This window comes from Drancourtella massiliensis (assembly GCF_016900655.1).
Lineage (GTDB): Bacteria > Bacillota > Clostridia > Lachnospirales > Lachnospiraceae > Sellimonas > Sellimonas catena.
On record NZ_JACJKH010000008.1, the window covers coordinates 103,926 to 123,827 of the forward strand.

Annotated in this window: 19 protein-coding genes; 18 read left to right on the forward strand and 1 reads right to left on the reverse strand. The window is 45.1% G+C overall.

All coding sequences use genetic code 11. The annotated features are described in order from the left end of the window. Positions 1-25: 25 nt before the first annotated feature. The 9 genes from H6A32_RS06190 to H6A32_RS06230 all read left to right on the forward strand — a co-directional run bounded on the left by H6A32_RS06190 (position 26) and on the right by H6A32_RS06230 (position 9,000). A complete protein-coding gene (locus H6A32_RS06190) occupies positions 26-1,312 on the forward strand; it encodes an extracellular solute-binding protein (RefSeq protein ID WP_204863944.1) in 1,287 nt (428 codons plus the stop codon). Between the two features lie 298 nt (positions 1,313-1,610). Further along, positions 1,611-2,603 (forward strand): hypothetical protein, encoded by a 993-nt coding sequence (locus H6A32_RS06195; RefSeq protein WP_204863945.1) that lies wholly within the window; start codon positions 1,611-1,613, stop codon positions 2,601-2,603. A gap of 31 nt (positions 2,604-2,634) precedes the next feature. Next, positions 2,635-3,918, forward strand: a complete 1,284-nt coding sequence (locus H6A32_RS06200; protein ID WP_204863946.1) for an ABC transporter substrate-binding protein — start codon at positions 2,635-2,637, stop codon at positions 3,916-3,918. A 37-nt stretch (positions 3,919-3,955) separates the two neighbouring features. After that, positions 3,956-4,813, forward strand: coding sequence for a carbohydrate ABC transporter permease (locus H6A32_RS06205; protein WP_204863947.1), 858 nt, complete (start codon positions 3,956-3,958; stop codon positions 4,811-4,813). Then, on the forward strand, positions 4,806-5,582 hold the full coding sequence (locus H6A32_RS06210) for a carbohydrate ABC transporter permease (RefSeq protein WP_087169443.1): 777 nt from the start codon (positions 4,806-4,808) through the stop codon (positions 5,580-5,582). Before H6A32_RS06205 ends, H6A32_RS06210 begins: the two co-directional genes overlap by 8 nt. Positions 5,583-5,587: 5 nt before the next feature. After that, the gene (locus tag H6A32_RS06215; protein ID WP_144289696.1) at positions 5,588-6,001 is read left to right on the forward strand and encodes a hypothetical protein; all 414 of its coding nucleotides are present in this window, start codon (positions 5,588-5,590) and stop codon (positions 5,999-6,001) included. Beyond that, positions 6,001-6,810 carry a hypothetical protein gene (locus tag H6A32_RS06220; protein ID WP_204863948.1) on the forward strand — a complete coding sequence of 270 codons (810 nt, stop codon included), beginning with the start codon at positions 6,001-6,003 and terminating at the stop codon, positions 6,808-6,810. Before H6A32_RS06215 ends, H6A32_RS06220 begins: the two co-directional genes overlap by 1 nt. Positions 6,811-6,830: 20 nt before the next feature. Further along, a complete protein-coding gene (locus tag H6A32_RS06225; RefSeq protein ID WP_204863949.1) occupies positions 6,831-7,709 on the forward strand; it encodes a DMT family transporter in 879 nt (292 codons plus the stop codon). A 64-nt stretch (positions 7,710-7,773) separates the two neighbouring features. Continuing rightward, positions 7,774-9,000: an MFS transporter gene (locus H6A32_RS06230; protein ID WP_204863950.1), complete on the forward strand. Its 1,227-nt coding sequence runs from the start codon at positions 7,774-7,776 to the stop codon at positions 8,998-9,000. Positions 9,001-9,497: 497 nt separating this feature from the next. On the opposite strand, the gene H6A32_RS06235 is transcribed toward H6A32_RS06230, so the two are convergent. Continuing rightward, positions 9,498-9,935 carry a gamma-glutamylcyclotransferase family protein gene (locus H6A32_RS06235; protein ID WP_204863951.1) on the reverse strand — a complete coding sequence of 146 codons (438 nt, stop codon included), beginning with the start codon at positions 9,933-9,935 and terminating at the stop codon, positions 9,498-9,500. Between the two features lie 244 nt (positions 9,936-10,179). Between H6A32_RS06235 and H6A32_RS06240 the strand changes: the two genes are divergently transcribed. From H6A32_RS06240 to H6A32_RS06280, 9 genes are all read left to right on the forward strand, one after another. Further along, the gene (locus tag H6A32_RS06240) at positions 10,180-10,569 is read left to right on the forward strand and encodes a diacylglycerol kinase family protein (RefSeq protein ID WP_346342250.1); all 390 of its coding nucleotides are present in this window, start codon (positions 10,180-10,182) and stop codon (positions 10,567-10,569) included. Positions 10,570-10,587: 18 nt separating this feature from the next. Beyond that, on the forward strand, positions 10,588-10,980 hold the full coding sequence (locus H6A32_RS06245) for a phasin family protein (protein WP_204863952.1): 393 nt from the start codon (positions 10,588-10,590) through the stop codon (positions 10,978-10,980). A gap of 59 nt (positions 10,981-11,039) precedes the next feature. Then, on the forward strand, positions 11,040-12,569 hold the full coding sequence (locus H6A32_RS06250) for an ABC1 kinase family protein (RefSeq protein ID WP_346342251.1): 1,530 nt from the start codon (positions 11,040-11,042) through the stop codon (positions 12,567-12,569). Between the two features lie 85 nt (positions 12,570-12,654). Continuing rightward, on the forward strand, positions 12,655-13,422 hold the full coding sequence (locus H6A32_RS06255; protein ID WP_204863954.1) for an SseB family protein: 768 nt from the start codon (positions 12,655-12,657) through the stop codon (positions 13,420-13,422). A gap of 39 nt (positions 13,423-13,461) precedes the next feature. After that, positions 13,462-14,103 carry an AAA family ATPase gene (locus H6A32_RS06260; protein WP_204863955.1) on the forward strand — a complete coding sequence of 214 codons (642 nt, stop codon included), beginning with the start codon at positions 13,462-13,464 and terminating at the stop codon, positions 14,101-14,103. Positions 14,104-14,305: 202 nt separating this feature from the next. Further along, the gene (locus H6A32_RS06265; RefSeq protein WP_243424866.1) at positions 14,306-15,847 is read left to right on the forward strand and encodes an LCP family protein; all 1,542 of its coding nucleotides are present in this window, start codon (positions 14,306-14,308) and stop codon (positions 15,845-15,847) included. A gap of 78 nt (positions 15,848-15,925) precedes the next feature. Next, positions 15,926-17,854 (forward strand): ATP-dependent nuclease, encoded by a 1,929-nt coding sequence (locus tag H6A32_RS06270; protein ID WP_430749575.1) that lies wholly within the window; start codon positions 15,926-15,928, stop codon positions 17,852-17,854. A 22-nt stretch (positions 17,855-17,876) separates the two neighbouring features. After that, the gene (locus H6A32_RS06275) at positions 17,877-18,641 is read left to right on the forward strand and encodes a 4Fe-4S binding protein (protein ID WP_204863956.1); all 765 of its coding nucleotides are present in this window, start codon (positions 17,877-17,879) and stop codon (positions 18,639-18,641) included. Between the two features lie 31 nt (positions 18,642-18,672). Further along, positions 18,673-19,515, forward strand: coding sequence for a 4Fe-4S binding protein (locus tag H6A32_RS06280; RefSeq protein WP_204863957.1), 843 nt, complete (start codon positions 18,673-18,675; stop codon positions 19,513-19,515). Positions 19,516-19,902: the final 387 nt, after the last annotated feature.

A 19,902-nucleotide genomic window follows, 5' to 3' on the forward strand; every position in this document is an offset into this window, starting at 1 on the left:
AGCGCAGAGAGGAGGGGAAAGGATTATGAGAAAACAAAATATGATTCGGAAAGGAATGTCAGTGTTATGTGTATGCGCTCTGGCAGCAGGACTTTGCAGCTGCGGGACTGAAGAGAAAAGTGAAGAAGAGAAAATCCTGCGGGTCGTGACGGATGGAACACTGTATACAGATGTAGAATTCGCTGCTAGATTTTTGGAAGGTGTGGATGGCGAAATAGAGGTGAGAATCCAAAGGCTCCCGGATGACAAGGAGAAACGGGAGATAGAAATTCAGAAACTGAGGACAAAGATTATGGCAGGGAAAGGACCGGATGTCTATTTACTGGAGAGCGTTCGGGAAAATGCAGCAGAAGCTGTTATGCCACTGTTAGAAAACCCATATCAAACAATGCAGAGTGGGGCATTAGCGTCTTTGGATGAATTCATGGAGAAGGATTCTTATTGGGAGGACAATACCTATCATGAAGCAATTTTGAAAGCAGGACAGTATGATGGACGCCAGTATATCATTCCGATGTCTGTGCTGTATTATGTACTGCCAAGACCGGATGATATGGAAAAAATGAAAGGAGACACATTGCAGGAATGGATGCAGCAGGCTGTTTCCTCTGACGATTTTCGCTTGAAACAGGCTTTTTATGGATTGGCATTGCAAACAGCGAGGTGGATACAGCCAGCAGCAGATTATGAAAAAGCAGAAGTAAAATTTGATAAAGAAAGATGGAAAGAACTGGCTCGGGACTGCATTCAGTTTGATATTGACGTGCAGGATGAAGTCATAAACTCAGACATAGACAGCCGATTCGTATTTAAAGATTCAATGGAAGTGTTGTACTATAACGAGCAATCCCCATTAGGTCTACAAGTGGTTCCTGATATCGAAGGAAGGAAAATGGCATCGATCATGTCTTATGGAACTGTCGGAATGTCCAGTGATCTGAAACAGGAGGCTTACGATTTCCTGATGCTGTTTTTAAATGACAGGACTCAAAAGTATCAAAAAGAACATTCGGAAGATTCCATGAAATTACCAGCTTTTTATGGGTATCTTGATAAGAGTTTTACCCCGGTACAGGAGAACGCATTTGAAGTATGGATGAATTATCCATCTGAGGAAGTTCTACAAGAAATGCAGCAATCTTTCCGTGAACTTGACGGAGCCTATTTTCTGACCGGAGCAGAAAGGGAACTGTTTGAAGGATTGGATCAGATAGCCTGGAATTGTTCACGCCCGGGTTATGACTGGAGTGCAGAAATTGACAAGCTTGCCGACAGCGTATGGAACACTTATAAGATGATGGTGTCAGAATAAAGCCGGAAGCGCAGAGAGGCGGGGAAGGATTATGAAAAAACAAGATGTGATCCGGAAAGGAATAGCAGTTTTATGTATATGTACCCTGACGGCAGGACTTTGGGGCTGCGGAACGGAAGAAAAAAGCGAAGAAGAGAAAATCCTGCGGGTCGTGGCAGATGGAAGATTGTATAAGAAAGCAGAGGCTGCAGCAGGTTTTACAGAAGGAACGAATAGCGAGATAGAGGTGAGAATCCAAAGACTTCCGGATGAAAAAGAAACACGGGAAAACGAGATTCAAAAACTACGGACGGAGATTATGGCAGGAAAGGGACCGGATGTCTACCTACTCGAAAAAAAAGAAGAAAATGTGATAGAGGAAGCGATTCCACTATTGGAAAACCCATACAAAACCATGCAGAGCGGTGCATTAGCACCATTGGATGAGTTCATGGAGAAGGATTCTTATTGGGAGGATAGTACTTATAATGAAGTGATTTTAAAAGCCGGACAGTATGATGAAACCCAGTATATCCTTCCGATGTCTGTGAGGTATGATGTACTGCCAAGGACAACTGATATGGAAGAAATGACTGGAGATACTCTGGGGGAATGGCTGGAACAGGCAAAAAATTCTGGGGATATCAGGATAAAGCAGGCAATGAATATGGCGCTTCGATGTGCACGGTGGATTCAACCGGCAGTAGATTATGAATCCGGAGAAATCTTTTTTGACCAAAAGAAGTGGAGCGAGTTTGCCGATGAAATCTTTCAATTTAAGACAGATGAACAGGAGAGCCTTTTGCAAGGACAGCATTATCAAGTAGATATGCCGGGACCAAATCTTTGGCAGGAGGGAATAGACTGGCAGGTTGTTCCGGATCTAGATGGAAACAAGATGGCTTCCATTATGACATATGGAGCAGTAGGTATGTCTAGTGATTGCAAGAAAGAAGCCTATGAATTCTTGATGTTGTTTTTAAATGATCGGACAAAGGATTATGAGAACGAAAACCCGGACGCCCCTTTACCACGCTTGTATGGCTATATAGATCGAGGAGATATTCCGGTACAGGAAAAGGTTTTTGAAGAATGGATGGGAAACCTACCTGATGAAGCAGTGCAGGAAATGGAAGAGACTTTCCATGAGTTGGATGGTGCTTATTTTCTGACAAAAGCAGAAAGGGAATTGTATGAAGGAATAGATGAAATATTTATGAAAAATCGCTCTGAAGGCTATGACTGGAGTGCAGATATTCCTAAGGTTGCTGAGCGCGCATGGAATACCTATAAAATGATGGTGTCAGAGTAAAGCCGAAAGCGCAGAGAGGAGGGGAAGGATTATGAGAAAACAAAACAGGGTTCGGAAAGGAGTTGCGGTTTTATCTGTGTGCGCTCTGGCAGCAGGACTTTGCAGCTGCGGAATAGACGAGAAAAGCGAAGAAAAGAAAATCCTGTGGGTTGTGACGGAGAAAAGATTATATGATAATGTAAACCTTGCGGCAGAATTTATCGAAGGTACAAACAGTGAAATACAGGTGGATATTCAAACACTTGCGGAATACAAAGAGGAACGGGAGCCCCAGATTCAGAAACTTAAGACAGAGATTATGGCGGGAAAGGGACCGGATCTTTTTTTACTGGATAGTATTCCGGAGAATGCGGAAAGAGAAGGGGGATTTCTGATAGATAACCCGTACAAAACGATGCAGAGCGGAGCATTAGCGTCTCTGGATACATTCATGGAAAAAGATTCCTACTGGGAGGACGGCAATTATAATAAAACATTTCTGAAAGCAGGACAGTATGACGGACGTCAGTATATTATTCCAATGTCAGTATGTTACTATGTACTGCCAAGATCAGAGGACATAGAAGAGATGACGGGAGATACTTTGGAAGAATGGCTGGAACAGATTCGTGCTTCTGACGACATCCGTTTGAAACAGGCACTGTATATGTTTAGTGCTCATGGTGCGCGGTGGATGCAGCCGGCGGCAGATTATGAGACGAAAGAAGTACTGCTTGATAAAGATAAGTGGGTTGAATTTTCAGAGAAGTATTTCCAATTTAGGAAAGAAGCATATGAAGAAATAAGCGGAAAAGAAAATGAACTATACTTTAGACCGTTGAACAAAACACTGCTCGCATTTTATGAATCTCAAATAGATCTGCAGGTTGTTCCTGATATCGAAGGAAGGAAAATGGCATCGATCATGTCTTATGGGGCAGTATCTATGTCCAGCGATCGAAAGAAAGAAGCTTATGATTTTCTCATGTTGTTCTTAAATGACCGGACGGAACAGTACAGAAAAAAACATGCAGATGATTCCAGCATGGGATTGCCGAGTTTATATGGATATCTGGACGGTAATTATATGCCGGTTCAGAAGACCGCTTTTGAGCAATGGGGAGAATTCCCGTCGGAAGAAATGATTCAGGAAATGCAGGAGAGTTTTCGTGAGATTGACGGTGCTTATTTCCTGACAGAAGGAGAAAGGGCACTGAATTTCGATGTTATGGCGGGGAATTCCAGGGTTACGAATCTAAATTGTGATATAGAAACGGAGTTTTCCAAGATTGCCGACACCGCTATTGATACTTACAAAATGTTGGTGGAGGAGTAAGTGAACAGGAGCTGAAAGAAGAGAGGAGGGAGAAGTGATGAGAAAGAGAAACAGCGGTCTTCTGCTTGCGCTTCCGGCGCTGGCAGGCTTCCTTGTATTTTATTTCGTCCCGTTTCTGATTACGGGATGGTATTCGGTTTCTTTTGGGATTGGGAAACGGGAATTCGTCGGAATGGCCAATTTTCAGGATCTGTTTGAAAACGAGATGTTTCTGCTGGCGGTAAAAAATACACTTCGTTATATGATTGTGACTGTTCCGGTGACACTTTTTGGGGCCATAGTGCTTTCGATACTGCTTCAGAATACGGTAAGAGGAGTGCGGTTTTTCCAGCTTTCCTTCCTTTACCCGATGATTCTGCCGATTGCATCGGTGGTACTTGGGGTACAGTTTCTCTGGGGCGAGTCCGGCATCTGGAATAAGGTGATGGAACTGCTTGGAGGAGAGGCAAAAGACTGGCTGAACTCTTCGGCGGCGTTCTGGGTGCTCTGCATTTTGTACTGCTGGCGATTTACCGGTTACTATGTGCTCATTTATTTCGCAAGGCTTCAGATGATCCCAAAAGAGTACTATGAGTATGCAATGCTGTTTGGAGCCGGGAAGTTTCAGTCCTTCCGGCACATCACCTGGCCGATGCTGATTCCGACCTTTATGTTTACAATCGTTCTTTCCGTGATGAACGCGTTCAAGTGCTACAGGGAAGCATTCCTCCTTGGAGGCAATTATCCGGATGACAGTATTTATTTGCTGCAGCATTTTATGAATAACAATTTTCAGAACCTGAATTATCAGAAGATCTCCGCGGCTGCAGTCAGTATTGTCGCGGCGCTGCTTCTGGCTGCCGGAGTTGTGTATGTGCTGTATCTGATTATGAGGAGGGGGAAGAAGTATGGCTAAAAAGAAACAAAAACGGATTCTTTTTCTGGGAATTCTCTCTCTGGTCTTTCTCTATCCGGTGATCTATATGCTGGTCTGCTCGGTCTGGGAAGGAAGAAATGCGGGGATTTCCCTGATGGGCTATTATGAGGTACTGCTGGAAAGTCCGGGATATCTGATCAAATTCTGGAGAAGTCTTGGCATGTGCCTTTTGATTGCGGGAGGACAGACGGTGCTTGCGTGCATGGCAGGTACGGCGTTTGCAAAATACCGGTTTATCGGGAAGAAGTTCTGGCTGTTTGTCATGGCGCTTTTTATGATTCTTCCAGTACAGGTGACCCTGCTTCCAAATTATATTCTGATGGAGAAACTGGGCTTTTTGAACAGCTGGAAGTCTCTGATTATTCCGGGAATCTTTTCGCCGTTCGGAACAGTGTGGCTGACATTTATCTTTCAATCGATTCCGGATGAATGGCTGGAGGCGGCGAGGCTGGACCGTGCAAATCAGCTTCAGATTGTCCGCTATATTGTAGTGCCGGCCTCAAAGCCTGCTGTGGTGACTTTGTTTGTGCTCACCTTTGTGGAGAGCTGGAACATGGTGGAACAGCCGATCATTTTCCTGGAAGGAGAACTGGATTATCCGCTTTCGGTATTTCTCGCAAGCGTGATGGAAAACAGCATGGCAGTACAGTCGGTATGCGGACTGCTGTGTCTGATCCCGGTTACATTCTTCTTCCTGTATTATCATAAAGAGTTGACAGATGGTTTAAGAGATATTCTATGGAGTTGATGAGTATGAGGAAAAAGAAAGTTTGGATTGCCGGATGTACGGTGTTTCTTCTGCTTCTGATCTGCACAGTACTGTCTCTTAGGGTGGAGAAGATGATGCGGATCGAAGTGGAAACAGTCAGTCCGATCCAATGTACCGAGGAAGAACTGATAGACATGTTTACCCTTCCGGTGTCCTGTTTTAAAGAAGATGAGTTCGGGACAGCTCTTTACTATGTGGAAGAGCGGGAAGGGCTGTTTGGAAAGGAACTGTATGTTGTAAAGGACGAGAATGCTGCTGTAATGTGGGAAGAGGGAAATAAGGCGTATATCCTTTCTCAGTCGGCGAGGAATGATCAGGGAAAACTGAGAAAAATTGTGGATTATTCCGCGTGGCCGCTGGAAGACGGTGACGCAGTGGTGATTGCGGGGGAAGAATGATGGAAAAGGAGAGAAAAAAGAGTAGTAGAGGAATTGTTCTGTTTCTTACAGCATTGATTCTGCTTGCAGGATTGTTGGCTTTTCATATGTTGATTGGACGGGGTATGGAAAAGCAGATCGAAAAGCTCCCGGAAGGAATCCTGCTGAAACTTGCGGAGCCTTTGGAGGCCGGGGAGATTACGAAGGCAGAAACTGCCGGATATGAGATAGAAAACATAGAAGAGGGATCGGGCAGCGTTTCGGTTTATACTGTCAGAAAGACGAATGAGAAGCCGCTCCATGTCAATCAGGTGTCTGACTTTACATGGAATGTTTTTGGCAGACAGATCGAAGGAGAGAGTCTGAATCTGTCCTCACACAGAACAATGGCTTCGCAGGCAGTGTATCTGTCATGGCTGATTGCATTGCTTCCGATGAGCGTGATCCTTCTGATTGTCGGTATCCGAAAACTCGGGGCATTGCAGGAGAAGCAGTGGAGACAGGGAGTCGAAGGCGTACTGATGATTGGAGCATGGCTTGTGGTGATCTATTTTCTGACAGGAAAACTTGAGATACCGAGAGAATTTCTGCCGCCGGAGCAGATCCTGGATATCCGGTTTTATGTGGATGGAATCCGGGGATTCTTTGCGGATGATAGATGGACCGATCTGGAACTGTACCAGACGCTCCGGGCATGTTATAATCAGGAGGTGGAAATTTATGGAGCCTGGGTTATATGCGGATGGATCGGTACACTGATTTTCTGGATAGCCGCAGGTGTGGAAAGCCGTAATCAAAAGAAAAGAGAAAGAAGACGGCAATACGGATAGACAAAGGAGAAACGATCGGCATGCACAACGAAGAGCAGTCAGTTCAGTCAGAAGAATATAGAAAAAGTCTGATATCATTACATATTGCAGTCATGCTGTTTGGGCTGTCTGCTGTCCTTGGACAGTTTGTGACAGCTCCGGCAGTGATTGTAGCAGGAGGGCGGGTCATCTGTTCCTCCCTTTTGCTTTTCCTGCTTTCTATAGCAGGTCGAGCCTCCCTGAAACTCAAATCGAGGAAAGACTATGGCATCGCGGTGTTTGCAGGGATCGTTCTGGCAGCCCACTGGACGACCTTTTTCCAGGCGATTCAAAGTTCCTCTGTGGCGATCGGGACCATTACCTTTTCTACGTTCCCGCTGTTTTTGACATTTCTGGAACCACTTTTGTTCCGGGAAAAATTGAAGGTGACAAGTGTGTTGAGCGCGGCGGTCCTGCTTCTTGGCGTCTTTATTACGATACCGGAATTTTCACTGGAGAATCAGATTACCATCGGGATCCTTTGGGGAATGGTGTCCAGTCTGTCGTATGCGGTTCTGTCTCTGGCAAACCGGTATCTATCCCGCAGTTATGCGGCAAGAACAGTCTGCCTGTACGAACAGGGAACGGCAGCGGTTGTCCTGCTTCCGGCAATATTTTTTGTCAAAACAAACTGGACAACACAGAATATTCTCGGTATTGCCGCAATCGGTTTTATCTGTACCGCATTCGCCCATTCCCTTTATGTGGCCGCACAGCGGAAAGTAAAAGCTCAGACGGCCGGCATTGTCTCCGGTATGGAAACAGTTTACGGAATCGTGTATGCACTTCTCTTTCTCGGTGAGGTGCCGGGAATCCGGGAACTGATCGGAGGAGCGGTGATTCTTGGAGTGGCGCTGGTAATTTCCTTGAGAAAAGAATAGTATCTTTTGTGTCGGTGATATAATCGAAACAATATATTTCTAAAATGGAAATGGGATGAAGGGTATGAGAAAAGGAAGCATGATTGACGCTTCGGAAAGCATAAGAAGGAAGAAAGTCAGAAGAACTTTTCTGTTATTGAATTGTCTGTTTGAGTTTTATGCGGGAATTACAGGGGCGACATTTGTTCTGTTTCTGTACAGCAAGGGACTGAATACGATGGAGGCAAATCTTGTCATCGCCATGTCCCTGATTGTTTCGTTTTTTATGGAGATCCCGACTGGCGCGCTGGCGGATTCAATTGGATATGTCGGGACGACTGTACTCAGCGGAATTCTGATGGCTGTGACCAATGTGTTGTTTTTCTTCTGTGATACAATGCCGGTATTTCTGGCAGCACAGATTTCCCTTGGTATTGCCTGTGCTTTTGAGTCCGGGACGCTGGATGCATGGGTTATCGACAATACGTCGACAGAAGAAAGCAGAACGGTCTTTATTTTGAAAAACAAAGGGATTTCTGTCATGATGATCCTGTCCGGCCTGCTGGGAGGTCTGGTTGCGGATTTTTATCTTGAAGGAATATTCTTGCTTGCGTTTGTGGCAGCGGTGATTTACATAGGAATCAGTCTCGTAGTGATGCCAAAGGTGGAGACGGTCAGAAAGACGAGAACACAAAGGCAGATTTCAGAAGCAGCGTCTGGTGTAAAAAAAGTCATAAAAGAGAGCGTGCAGTATTGTATGAAAGACAAAAATGTCTGGAATGTGATTTTGTTTAACAGTATTCTGACTTTTGCTTTTTCACCGGTATTTGTATTCTGGTCGCCGATGCTGCACAGTTTTGAACGCGTTAATTATACGGTGATCGGACTGGCGTGGGTACTGATGCGGGCCGCGATGCTGGCGGGAAATGCGGTACTGGAACGAAGAAAAGAACGGTCGTTTTCGGCACTTGCAGTGATTAGTGCAGTATGCGGAATCAGTGTGTTTGCACTGGCATATCTGCATACATTCTGGAGCCTGCTGTTTGGAATCCTTCTGTTTGAGTTTTTCCTGGGGATCATATATCCGCTCAAGGAGACCGTATTAAATGCAGGAATCAGCCATGAAAACAGGGCCACAGTCCTGTCCTTTCACTCAATGATTGTGAGTATTTTTAATTATGTTTCCATGCTGGTCATGGGAAAGATTGCGGAGATCTGGTCGATCGAAACGACATGGAAGATGAGCGGCCTGCTTTTGGTGATTGCAGGGATAGTTACCGTTATAAAGAAAAGAGAGAAACTCCTTTCCTGAAATCAGATTTCGGGAAAAGAGAGTTCTCTCTTTTTTGTTTATGTGGCTTTAGCTGGTTAAGTGATTCGTTATATACAACATCATAATATACGGTTAACAACCTGAAAAGTAAGGGCCTTAACCGCAAACTTTAGTCGTTTTGTACGGTTAATATCTTGGCAATGAGAATTTTAACCGTAAAATTTTGGCATATTGCACGGTTAAAAGATCCGAAATAAGAATCTTAACCGTAGAGTTTTGGCGTGTTGTACGGTTAATATCACGGAAATAAGATTCATAACCGTAACTTTTCGGTATTCTGTACGGTTAATATCTTAGTAATGGAAATTCTAACCGCAAAATTCGGGCATGTTGTACGGTTAAGATCACGGTAGGGAGAGTCTCAACCGTAAACCTCCATTTGTTGCAACATTATAATGCTAAAACATAAAGAAATAGGAATAAGATTCTTTTTAATTTATGATGCTGCGTTAGATGGTTTACACCGAGGTCAGATTTTAACAGCAACCATGTTCCAGGGATGCTTCAAAGACAGACAGATCCAGTCCAAAGTCTCCATAGCCTTCCCGGATTGTCTGGATGTAGGTGTCTGACGGGCGGCCCGGTTTTGCTTCTTCGGCCATGATATAGACCATGGCTGTGATTGTCTGTCCGTCCTGAAGCGTAACCGGAACATCCTCTTTGTAGTAAAGGGTCGGGTACACTTCGTACTCGTCAAGGCTTTTTTCATTTTCCGGAGTAATATCCCACAGTGCGACCGGGGTGACAGCACCTTCTTTTTTCTGGATGGTTGCATAGATTTTTTCCGGTTCAAGTCCACGGTAAATCAGTTCCCATCCTTCCAGCGTTCCGACTGCGTAAGGAACTGCGCCCGGGCACCGTTCTTCCATCTGTTTTTTGTGAAGATTACTTCCATAAGCTACATATAATCTCATATTTTCTCTCCTATTGTGTAATTTCTTGTATCTGTTTTCATTTTGTACTATTTTTGCGTTTTTATCAATAGAATCCTGAAAAAAAGAAGAAGTGATATGATTTAAAAACCGAGTGGATTAATATTTGCAAGTGGGAAAATTCTGAAAATAATAAAAAAATAATGAGAAAGACTGGTTAATTTGTTCGAGATTTGATAAAATAATAATAAATTAGCGGGATACAAAGACCGGAGAAAGATGGGGGATGATAAGAATGCCGGGGAAAAAGAAGAATCCGCTGTGGAGGAGTTTTGGATATGCTTTTGCCGGAATCTGGACAGGAATCCGGAAAGAGAGGAATATGAAAATTCACTGCACGGCACTTCTGATGGTTGTGATTGCGGGGATTGCCTTCCGGATTACCGTTTCAGAATGGTGTATCTGCATTGTCCTTTGTGCGCTTGTCATGTCGCTGGAGCTTGTCAATACAGCATTGGAAGCGGTAGTGGATCTGGTGACGGAGGAGAAAAAGCCCCTGGCAAAAATTGCAAAAGATACGGCGGCAGGCGCGGTTCTGATCGCAGCGATTGCTTCTGTCATAATAGGACTTCTGATTTTTGTCCCGCATATAGCCGGATGGTTCATACAGTCGTAAAAAGAGAGGAGAATACATATGGATGGATTAGGTGAAAATTTAAAGAAAGTACTTCTTGCCGGGGTAGGGGCCGTAGCGGTTACGGCAGAAAAGTCAAAAGATCTTCTTGATGAGATGGTAAAAAAAGGCGAGATCACGGTAGAACAGGGAAAGGTACTCAACGAAGAATTGAAACATAATATCAGGAAGACTATGAAGGAAAAGGTCAATGTATCCATCAAACCGTCGTCTCCGGAGGAACTTCAGGAACTGATAGGGAAGATGACGCCGGAACAGCTTGCTGATTTAAAAGCGGCGATCCAGAAGATGGAAGAAGAGCCGAAGGCACAGGAGGAATCCGGGACAGATCCGGAGGGAAAAGCAGAAGAACCGGAAGAGACATCAGAAGAGGATAAAGGAGAGACAGAATAGTTTTAATGAGCGAGCAATCATCGGAAAAATATGGAAAACGTTTAAAAGAAATAACCTCAGTGCTCCATAAACATGCAATTTCACGTGGGGTGACACCGGAAAAACTCCGCCTGATTCTGGAGGAACTTGGTCCTACCTATATCAAACTGGGGCAGATTGCCTCCATGCATTCCGATATTCTTCCGAAAAAATACTGTGACGAGTTGATGCGGCTCCGTTCTGACGTGGCTCCGATGCCTTTTGAACAGGTACAGGAAGTACTGGAAGAAGCCTACGGATGTCCGTATACGGAGGTTTTTGCAGAGGTGGATCCGGTTCCCCTGGGGTCTGCATCCATTGCACAGGTACATAAGGCGGTACTGAAGACCGGGGAAAAAGTAGTGGTAAAAGTACAGCGGAAGGGAATTTATGATATTATGTCCCGCGACATCGGACTTCTTCACAAGGCAGTCCGGCTGCTTCCTCCCATCAGCATGAAAGGTCTGGTGGATCTGGATATGGTGCTGGACGAGCTCTGGGCAGTCACTCAGGAAGAAATGAACTTTCTGATTGAAGCGTCCAACATGGAAGAATTTGCCAAAAAAAATGAAGATGTGGCTTTTGTGGGAACTCCGGCGCTTTTCAAGGAATATACGACAACCCATGTTCTTGTAATGGAGTATATTGACGGACTTGGAATTGATGAAAAGGAAAAACTGCTGGAAAACGGGTACGATCTGAAAGAGATCGGGACCAAGCTTGTGGATAACTATATTAAACAGGTTATGGATGACGGCTTTTTCCATGCAGATCCGCATCCGGGGAATGTAAGAATCCGGGGTGGCAAAATCATCTGGATTGATATGGGAATGATGGGCAGGCTGACAGAAAGAGATAAAGATCTGATTGCTGAAGCAGTAAAAGGGGTGGCCGCCAATGATGTGGCGCTGATTCTGGAAGTGGTCATGGCTCTTGGAGAATTTCAGGGACATCCGGATCAGAGCGAGCTGTACAGAGATATCGGGGATCTGCTTTCTAAATATGGAACTGTTGATATGGGGGATATCGATCTGGCCGAAGTGATCCAGGATCTGATGGAAGTGATGAAGAAAAATAAAATCCGGATGCCGCACGGATTGACAATGCTGGCAAGGGGACTGACACATATGGAAGGGGTTCTTGCAGATCTGGCTCCTGAGATTAATATGGTCGGCATAGCAGCAGCGAGAATGTCTGGAAGCATTTTCCTGGAAAAAGACTGGAAGAATGCGTTAAAACATAATGCAAGAAGCGTGTACCGGTCTTTGCATAAGGCACTTGACATACCTGCTTTGACGGCAGATATTCTTCATGGTTTTCTGAAAGGACAGAACCGGATCAATCTGGATCTGCATTCTACAGATGACCTGAATGAAATGCTGACCAGACTTGTGAAGCGGATTATCATGGGATTTCTGGCGATGGCTCTTCTGATCAGCTCAAGTATCATTTGTACGACGGATATGAAACCCCAAATTTGGGGAATTCCGGCGCTTGGGGCAATCGGATATATTCTGGCTCTTTGCATGGCTCTTTATATTTTTTTAAGTCATATCCATATCCGAAAATAAAGGAAAAGAAATAAATTGTAGGTTTTGGAGAAATCGTATATACTATATCTATGCAGGAATGACACAGAAAGGAAAGATATAGATTATGAGTGACGAAAAGAAGAATGAGACACTGACAGACAGAAAAAAAGAAGTAATTCAGTCAATCCAGAGGGCGGCAGAGATCTATACCATTGCATCCGTATGTACAAAGATGCCATATGTTTTCTGCGATCCGGAGACATTTGACGATGAAGTTTTTGTATTTTTGAAGTTTGAGGATGCACAGACAGCGGCGAAAGCACTTGCTGAGGAAAAGGAGCCGGTAAGTCTTGTAAAAGTAGAGAACAAGCAGCTTCTGCATTTTTTTTCCAATCTTTACACAATTGGAGTCAACTGTGTTGTTGTGGATCAGAATTCCGGCAAGGAAGAGCGCCTTCAGCTTCAGGAGATTGTACATAGGGCAGAGGTAAAAGAATTACCGGATGGAAAGGTACGGGTGGAAAATCCGGAACTGGTTCTTACGGCATTATATCTGATGCAGAAAACCCAGAGACTCCGGTTAAGAGAAGGTGAGCAGGAGATCAAAGATCTTCAGGATGAAGTAATGGCGCATTTTTCCAGAGGACGTTATATCGTAGCTTTTGAGGCGGATAAGGGAATTCCTCTTTTAAAAGACAAGAAAGATGACACATATCAGCCGGTATTTACGGATATTATGGAATTTCAGAAATTCAACAGAGAAAATCGTTTCCGGACAGCCGTAATTCCGGCGGAAAAGATTCCGGATCTTCTTGCACCGGAGACAAAGGGTGTGACTATCAACCCGATGACGGTCAATCTACAGCTCCAGATCCGGAAAAAGAAAAACTGATTCCATGTTTCACTTATAAACGAAAAGGAGTGTGTGCATATGACGAATCATACTATTATTACCATTGGCAGACAGTTTGGAAGCGGAGGGCATGAGGTAGGAAACCGTCTTTCCGAGAGATTGAACATTCCGCTGTATGATAACAATCTGATTTCAATGGCAGCGCATGAACTGTCGATCAGTCAGGAGGCGGCAGAGAAGGTGGATGAGACAATCCTTGGAAAGTTTCTCTCGGCCTATGTAGTAAATATGCGTGATTATACAGTCTTTATCAATGACAGCAATGAATCTGTGCCGCTAAGCGACAAGGTTTATGAAGTCCAGACGAGTATTATCAACCGCCTTTCCGAGAGAGGACCATGCATTTTCGTCGGAAGATGCGCTGACTATATTCTGGGAGATTACAGCAACTGCATTCACACTTTTATCTATGCCTACAAGGAGGATCGGATCCGCCGTATCATGAAGATTTATGGACTGGATTCCAAACAGGCATGGGAGAGAATTAAGAAGATGGACCGGGAGAGAAAGACTTATTACGAAGCTCATACCGGAAGAGAATGGGGAAGTATTGAGGCGCATGGAATGCTTTTTAATGTAAGCCTTCTGGGGATTGAAGGAGTGACAGATGCGCTTGAAGCGATTTACAGAAAGTGGGAATCCAATGTCAAGCAGGGATAAAAACCTGACAGATTTCTTAATTTTTTGTGAAAACCAAAATCATAAAGAGCCGGGAACCTGCGCAAATACGGGATTTGTCGGGGGTCCGGCTCTGTTTTGATGTCTTTTTTCCAAGGGTCCTGCTTGACTTCCTTTTGGAATACGGGATATAATCTAACGAGGGAATGAATGGGAATAAATAAGAGAAAAGGGAAGATGAACTATGTCGAAAATGAGTCGTCAGGACAGGCAGGCCTATGAGCAGGCATTGAAGAGACGAAAAAAGCAGAGCAGTCCGGGGAAAAGACAGCGGACGGCTTACTCCAGAACTTCCAAAAGCAGTACCGCAGGGCGATCCAGAAGCCGCTATACGGACTATGATGGAAATGAGATTGACGAAAGTTACATTAATAATAGAAGAAACAGCAGATACACAGGCTATGATACATATGATCGTTATAGCGGGTATGATGACTATGATTACGATGACTATGACGACTATGATGATGATTATGATTACGAGGAAAGACCGGGGAGAATCCGGATGCCGGAAGATCTTGGGTTTGGATACCGGAGAGAGAAAAGCTCCTCAAAAAGGAGAAGGCCGGAAGACTCCTATCCTGTGTCAGGCAAAAGGAGCCGGAAGCAAAATGGGAAGCTGATCCTTTTGATTCAGCTGATTGCTACGGCGTTGTTTCTGGCATCAGCAGTTTATCTGGGAATGATTCCGTGGCTTTATCTTGGTGCAGCAGCAATTGTCCTTTTGATTCTCGTTCTTCTGGTTTACCGGATGCAGAACGGATTCCGGAAGAAGCGTTTTCTGGGAGCGCTGCTTGGACTCCTGATCAGTGCAGTACTTCTCGTGGCGGCATTCTATATGTTTGAAGTGCGTTCCGCATTAAATGATATTACGGACGGCAATGAAGCACCGGAGTTAAGTGAAGCCGCCGCGGGTGTCAATGTTTCCGAAGATCCGTTCAGCGTTTATATCAGCGGAATTGATGTGTATGGAGACATTACGCAGCAGAGTAGAAGTGATGTCAACATCATCGCAACTGTGAATCCGAAGACAAAGCAGATTTTACTTGTTACGACACCGAGGGACTATTACGTACCGATCCCCGGTGTGTCGGAAGGTTACCCGGACAAGCTGACTCATGCAGGTACTTATGGAATCGCGACTTCCATGGCAACTCTGGAAGAGCTGTATGATGTGGATATCCCATTCTATGTAAGAGTAAACTTTACATCTCTGATAGAGATGGTGGATACTCTTGGAGGCATTGATGTTGAGTCGGACATTGCGTTTACGACGGGAGAGGAGTCAGGACTTGTCGTTGAGGTCAAAGAAGGAACCAATCATTTCAACGGCCAGGAAGCACTGGCATTCTGCCGTGAACGTCACGCGCTTGCGGAGGGAGATAATCAGAGAGGGAAGAACCAGCAGGCTGTCATTGAGGCCATGCTGAAAAAGGCAATGTCTCCATCGATCCTGATTAAAGGACCTCGTCTGATTGATCAGGTCAGCGGAAATACCGAGACCAATATGTCTACAAGCCAGCTCCAGGAGCTTGTCAGAGTCCAGCTGGCAGGGATGAATGGCTGGGATGTCGTATCTGTCGCAGCAGAAGGAACTTCTTCCACGGAGTACTGCTATTCCTATTCAGGAGGACCGCTTTCGGTTATTGTGCCGGATGATTCTTCCGTAGCTTCGATTCAGGAAAAGATCAATGCAGTAGAGGCAGGAGAAACGGTTTCCGAATAAAAGAAAAAGACGTATAAATAAAAGCCGGACAGAAAGGGAAGAAAAACTTTCCAATCTGTCCGGTTTTTTGCACGGAAAATGGATTATGACTGGAAGCATGAGAGCGATCCTGTTACAATAATTCTAAAAGGAAGGAAAGAAGGTGTTTCCATGCGTATCAAGGATATCCGTATCCGAAATTTCAAGTCGATCCGGGAGATTCATATCCCGGATATTGAGCAGGCATTGATCCTGGTCGGACAGAACAGTACGGGAAAGACGGCCATTCTGGATGCGCTCCGGACCGCGGGAGGAATCTATCAGGTTCAGCCAGAGGATTTTCGGGAAGATTTTCCCAATATTGAAATCATGCTGACATTGTCGGTAGAAGAGGAAGACTTAAAAAGACTGCATCAGTGCGGGATTGTCAGTTCCTACAGACGGTACGAATCCTGGTACCGGGACTTCTGCAGAAAGATTCCGTCATTTCATGACGGAGAGGTGGCATTTGAATGTACAGTGAACAAAGACGGGAAAGTGCGCTACGGTGATGGTTTCACAAAAAACAACCGCCATATTCCGATGCTCTTTCCGAAAATATATTATATTGACGCGCAAAGAGATCTGGAAAATTTTGAGGAAGATCTCTGGATGATGCAGGAGGATGATCTGGTAAAAAGGATGAGATCCGGAAGCTGCATGTTTGATATGGCCAAAATGTGTAATCACTGTTTTTCCTGTATCGGACTGATTCATAAAAAGACAACAGCCGAACTGAATGCGTTTGAGGCCGCAAAACTGTTGGAATATAAGCTGTATCATCTGAATCTTGACAGCTTTTCCCAGCGTGTCAATGCAAATTTCCGTAAAAACGGAGGGAAAGAGACAATCCGTTATTCGATGAACCGGGATATGGAGAAGATGCTTTCGGTTACAACGGAAATCAGCAGGGATGATCAAAATGGCATCCGAAGTATCGACAGCATGGGAAAGGGCATGCGGAGTATTTACATGCTTTCCCTTCTGGAGACCTGTGAGGAGACAAAAGTAGCGGGGACAGATCTGATCCTCGTGGAAGATCCGGAGATTTTCCTTCATCCAAAGCTGCAGAAGGTGACAGGAGATATCCTTTACCGGCTTTCCAGAAAGAGTCAGGTGATCTTTTCCACCCATGCGCCTAATCTCTTGGCAAACTTTAACAGCAGACAGATCCGCCAGGTGCTGACCGGAAAGGACGGCTCCTCCGAAGTCCGGGAAAAGACGGATATCAGTGAAGTGCTGGATGATCTCGGATATTCCGCCAATGATCTTATGAATGTAAATTTTGTTTTCATCGTGGAAGGGAAGCAGGATAAAAACAGGCTGCCGCTTCTGATCCGGAAGTATTATGACGAAACCTATGAAGAGGACGGGACACTTTCCAGGATTGCTATTATTACGACCAACAGCTGCACGAACATCAAAACCTATGCGAACCTGAAATACATGAACCAGATCTATCTCAGGGATAATTTTCTGATGATCCGGGATGGGGACGGGAAAGATCCGGGGGAACTGAAACGGCAGCTCTGCCGGTACTATGAAGAGCGAAATCTGGAAGACGTGGATAAACTTCCGCGGGTGACGGAGAAAAATGTACTGATTTTGAAGTATTATTCGTTTGAAAATTATTTTTTGAACCCGAAGATTATGGCTCAGCTTGGAGTCGTACCGTCCGAAGAAGCGTTTTATGAGATTTTTCTGGAAAAATGGAAGGAGTATCTGCATAAAATCCGAAGTGGGAGAAAGCTTCTGGAGGTACTAGGGAAAGATCTGGAGACAACAGAGGATGTGAAGACCCATATGGAGGAGATCCGGATTCACCTCCGGGGCCACAACCTGTTTGATATCTTCTATGGAAGATACAAAAAGCAGGAAACCGAGCTTTTGAAGCAATATATTGACCTGGCGCCAAGGGAGGATTTCAAGGATATTCTCGATTCCATTGACCGGTTTATTTATTTTGAAAGCAGAGCAAGGAAGAACTAAAGGATTAAAGGAGAAAAAAAGGATGCGAATTGTAAACATACTGTTCAGCCCGACAGGCGGAACGAGAAAGGCAGCAGAAAAACTGACGGAGACTTGGGGAACAGAAACGGAAACGATGGATCTGATGACGTACGGGGCTGACTTTTCTGAAGAGAGGTTTACAGAAGAGGATGTGGTGGTATTTGCTGTGCCATCTTTCGGGGGCCGTGTTCCGTCGGCAGCCGCAGAACGGTTTTCCAGAATCAAGGGAAATGGAGCAGCATGTATTCTGCTCTGTGTTTACGGCAACCGTGCCTACGATGATACACTGGCAGAAATGGAAGATCTGGCAAAGGACTGCGGCTTTCAGGTGACTGCGGCTGTGGCTGCGATTGCGGAACATTCGATCGCACATCAATATGCGGCCGGACGCCCGGATGAAACGGATACGGAGAATCTGCATGCTTTCGGAGAACAGATCTGGCAGAAGATTCAGAGAGGAGAACGGGCTTTAACGGAAACGATTCCGGGGAACCGCCCGTACCGGGAAGCCGGAGGCGGCGGAATGATCCCTCGCCCATCAGACACCTGTGTGAAGTGTGGAATCTGTGCGGCAAAATGTCCGGTGCATGCGATTGATCCGGAGGATCCGGCAGACATCCAGGAGGAAGTATGTATTTCCTGTATGGGATGTACGGCGGTATGCCCGCATGGGGCACGGGCACTGCACCCGGATGCTGTGGCCGAGGTCAGTGAAAAGTTAAAAGAAGTATGCTCTGTCAGAAAGGAATGTGAACTGTATCTCTAATTGCCGGGTGTGGAAGAAAGGGGCGGAAAAGATGGAGAAAACAATGCTGGAAAAGCAAATCGAGCAGTTTGTCATGGAGAGCAGACTGAATTACGTGTCTGAGGAGGAAGCAATTGCGCCTGAATATGCAGGACTTCGTATGTACGATCCTCCTATCTGGGGATATGGGGATGCAAATGATCCGATGTTTGAGGAACTGAAAAAGAAAGAGGCGGTGGGAGAACAGTTTCTCCTGCCGGATGCATGGCTCCCGGACGCCAAAAGTGTCATCAGTTTCTTTATTCCGTTTACGGATGAGGTCAAAAAAAGTAACTGGACTGATGCGGCGGAGCCGTCTGCCCAGTGGCTTCATGCCCGGATTGAAGGGCAGCGGTTTGTCATTGCAGTCTGTGATGAGATACAGAGAATTCTCAAGGAAGAGGGGATCATAAGTATGATTCCGGCATCAGACCCAAGGTTTGAAAGTGTGACAAAACCAGATCCAGAACGGGGAGAAAAATGGCAGGGTGCTTCTTATACAAGCAACTGGTCGGAACGTCATGTTGCCTTTGTGTGCGGACTCGGAACCTTTGGCCTGTCCAAAGGGCTGATTACAGAAAAAGGAATTGCGGGGAGACTCGGAAGTCTGATTGTCAGTGAAAGATTTGAACCGAGAAAACGGGAATATACAGACATTTATGAGTACTGTACCCGTTGCGGCGCATGTATCAGACGATGCCCGGCGGGAGCGATTTCGCTGGAAAACGGAAAAGAACATCTGCCGTGCGACCAGTTTCTGGAAGAGACAAAGAAAAAGTATGCACCCCGGTACGGATGCGGAAAATGCCAGACAAAAGTGCCGTGTGAGAGCAGAATACCGGGAAAAAGAGGATAAGAGAAAGACGGAAGTTTTTGAGCCGGATGGTTTTCAACAGTTGAATGCCATCCGGCTTTTACTGTTTAGAAATTGTTTAAGAAATGATAGAAGAATTTTTAGCCGTCCGTGGTACGCTTTAGGAAAGAAAACCAGACAGAAGAGGCTTGCAGAGACATCTGGAAAAAGCAGACGTCTGCGTTATGATTAAGATCAGAAAAAAGGAAAAGAGGAAAAACCATGTCATTAAAAAAGAGAGTGTTTCGTTCCAATATGATGATACTGTTTACAGCTTTGATTGAATAATTCGCAAACCCCCATCTGAGATGGGGGAATAGGCGAAGCCGTAGCGTTACATAAGGTACCATAGGAAAAACCTCCTATGTTATAATGTTGTGGGTTCGCAGC

Excerpts from the sequence above, each read along its gene's own strand:
- H6A32_RS06265 (WP_243424866.1), top strand. The coding sequence starts at position 14,306 with ATGTCGAAAATGAGTCGTCAGGACAGGCAGGCCTATGAGCAGGCATTG.
- H6A32_RS06215 (WP_144289696.1), top strand. The coding sequence starts at position 5,588 with ATGAGGAAAAAGAAAGTTTGGATTGCCGGATGTACGGTGTTTCTTCTG.
- H6A32_RS06270 (WP_430749575.1), top strand. The coding sequence starts at position 15,926 with ATGGATTATGACTGGAAGCATGAGAGCGATCCTGTTACAATAATTCTA.
- H6A32_RS06200 (WP_204863946.1), top strand. The coding sequence starts at position 2,635 with ATGAGAAAACAAAACAGGGTTCGGAAAGGAGTTGCGGTTTTATCTGTG.
- H6A32_RS06225 (WP_204863949.1), top strand. The coding sequence starts at position 6,831 with ATGCACAACGAAGAGCAGTCAGTTCAGTCAGAAGAATATAGAAAAAGT.
- H6A32_RS06235 (WP_204863951.1), bottom strand. The coding sequence starts at position 9,935 with ATGAGATTATATGTAGCTTATGGAAGTAATCTTCACAAAAAACAGATG.
- H6A32_RS06220 (WP_204863948.1), top strand. The coding sequence starts at position 6,001 with ATGGAAAAGGAGAGAAAAAAGAGTAGTAGAGGAATTGTTCTGTTTCTT.
- H6A32_RS06255 (WP_204863954.1), top strand. The coding sequence starts at position 12,655 with ATGAGTGACGAAAAGAAGAATGAGACACTGACAGACAGAAAAAAAGAA.
- H6A32_RS06240 (WP_346342250.1), top strand. The coding sequence starts at position 10,180 with ATGATAAGAATGCCGGGGAAAAAGAAGAATCCGCTGTGGAGGAGTTTT.
- H6A32_RS06245 (WP_204863952.1), top strand. The coding sequence starts at position 10,588 with ATGGATGGATTAGGTGAAAATTTAAAGAAAGTACTTCTTGCCGGGGTA.
- H6A32_RS06195 (WP_204863945.1), top strand. The coding sequence starts at position 1,611 with ATGGCAGGAAAGGGACCGGATGTCTACCTACTCGAAAAAAAAGAAGAA.
- H6A32_RS06190 (WP_204863944.1), top strand. The coding sequence starts at position 26 with ATGAGAAAACAAAATATGATTCGGAAAGGAATGTCAGTGTTATGTGTA.
- H6A32_RS06205 (WP_204863947.1), top strand. The coding sequence starts at position 3,956 with ATGAGAAAGAGAAACAGCGGTCTTCTGCTTGCGCTTCCGGCGCTGGCA.
- H6A32_RS06275 (WP_204863956.1), top strand. The coding sequence starts at position 17,877 with ATGCGAATTGTAAACATACTGTTCAGCCCGACAGGCGGAACGAGAAAG.
- H6A32_RS06230 (WP_204863950.1), top strand. The coding sequence starts at position 7,774 with ATGAGAAAAGGAAGCATGATTGACGCTTCGGAAAGCATAAGAAGGAAG.
- H6A32_RS06280 (WP_204863957.1), top strand. The coding sequence starts at position 18,673 with ATGGAGAAAACAATGCTGGAAAAGCAAATCGAGCAGTTTGTCATGGAG.
- H6A32_RS06260 (WP_204863955.1), top strand. The coding sequence starts at position 13,462 with ATGACGAATCATACTATTATTACCATTGGCAGACAGTTTGGAAGCGGA.
- H6A32_RS06210 (WP_087169443.1), top strand. The coding sequence starts at position 4,806 with ATGGCTAAAAAGAAACAAAAACGGATTCTTTTTCTGGGAATTCTCTCT.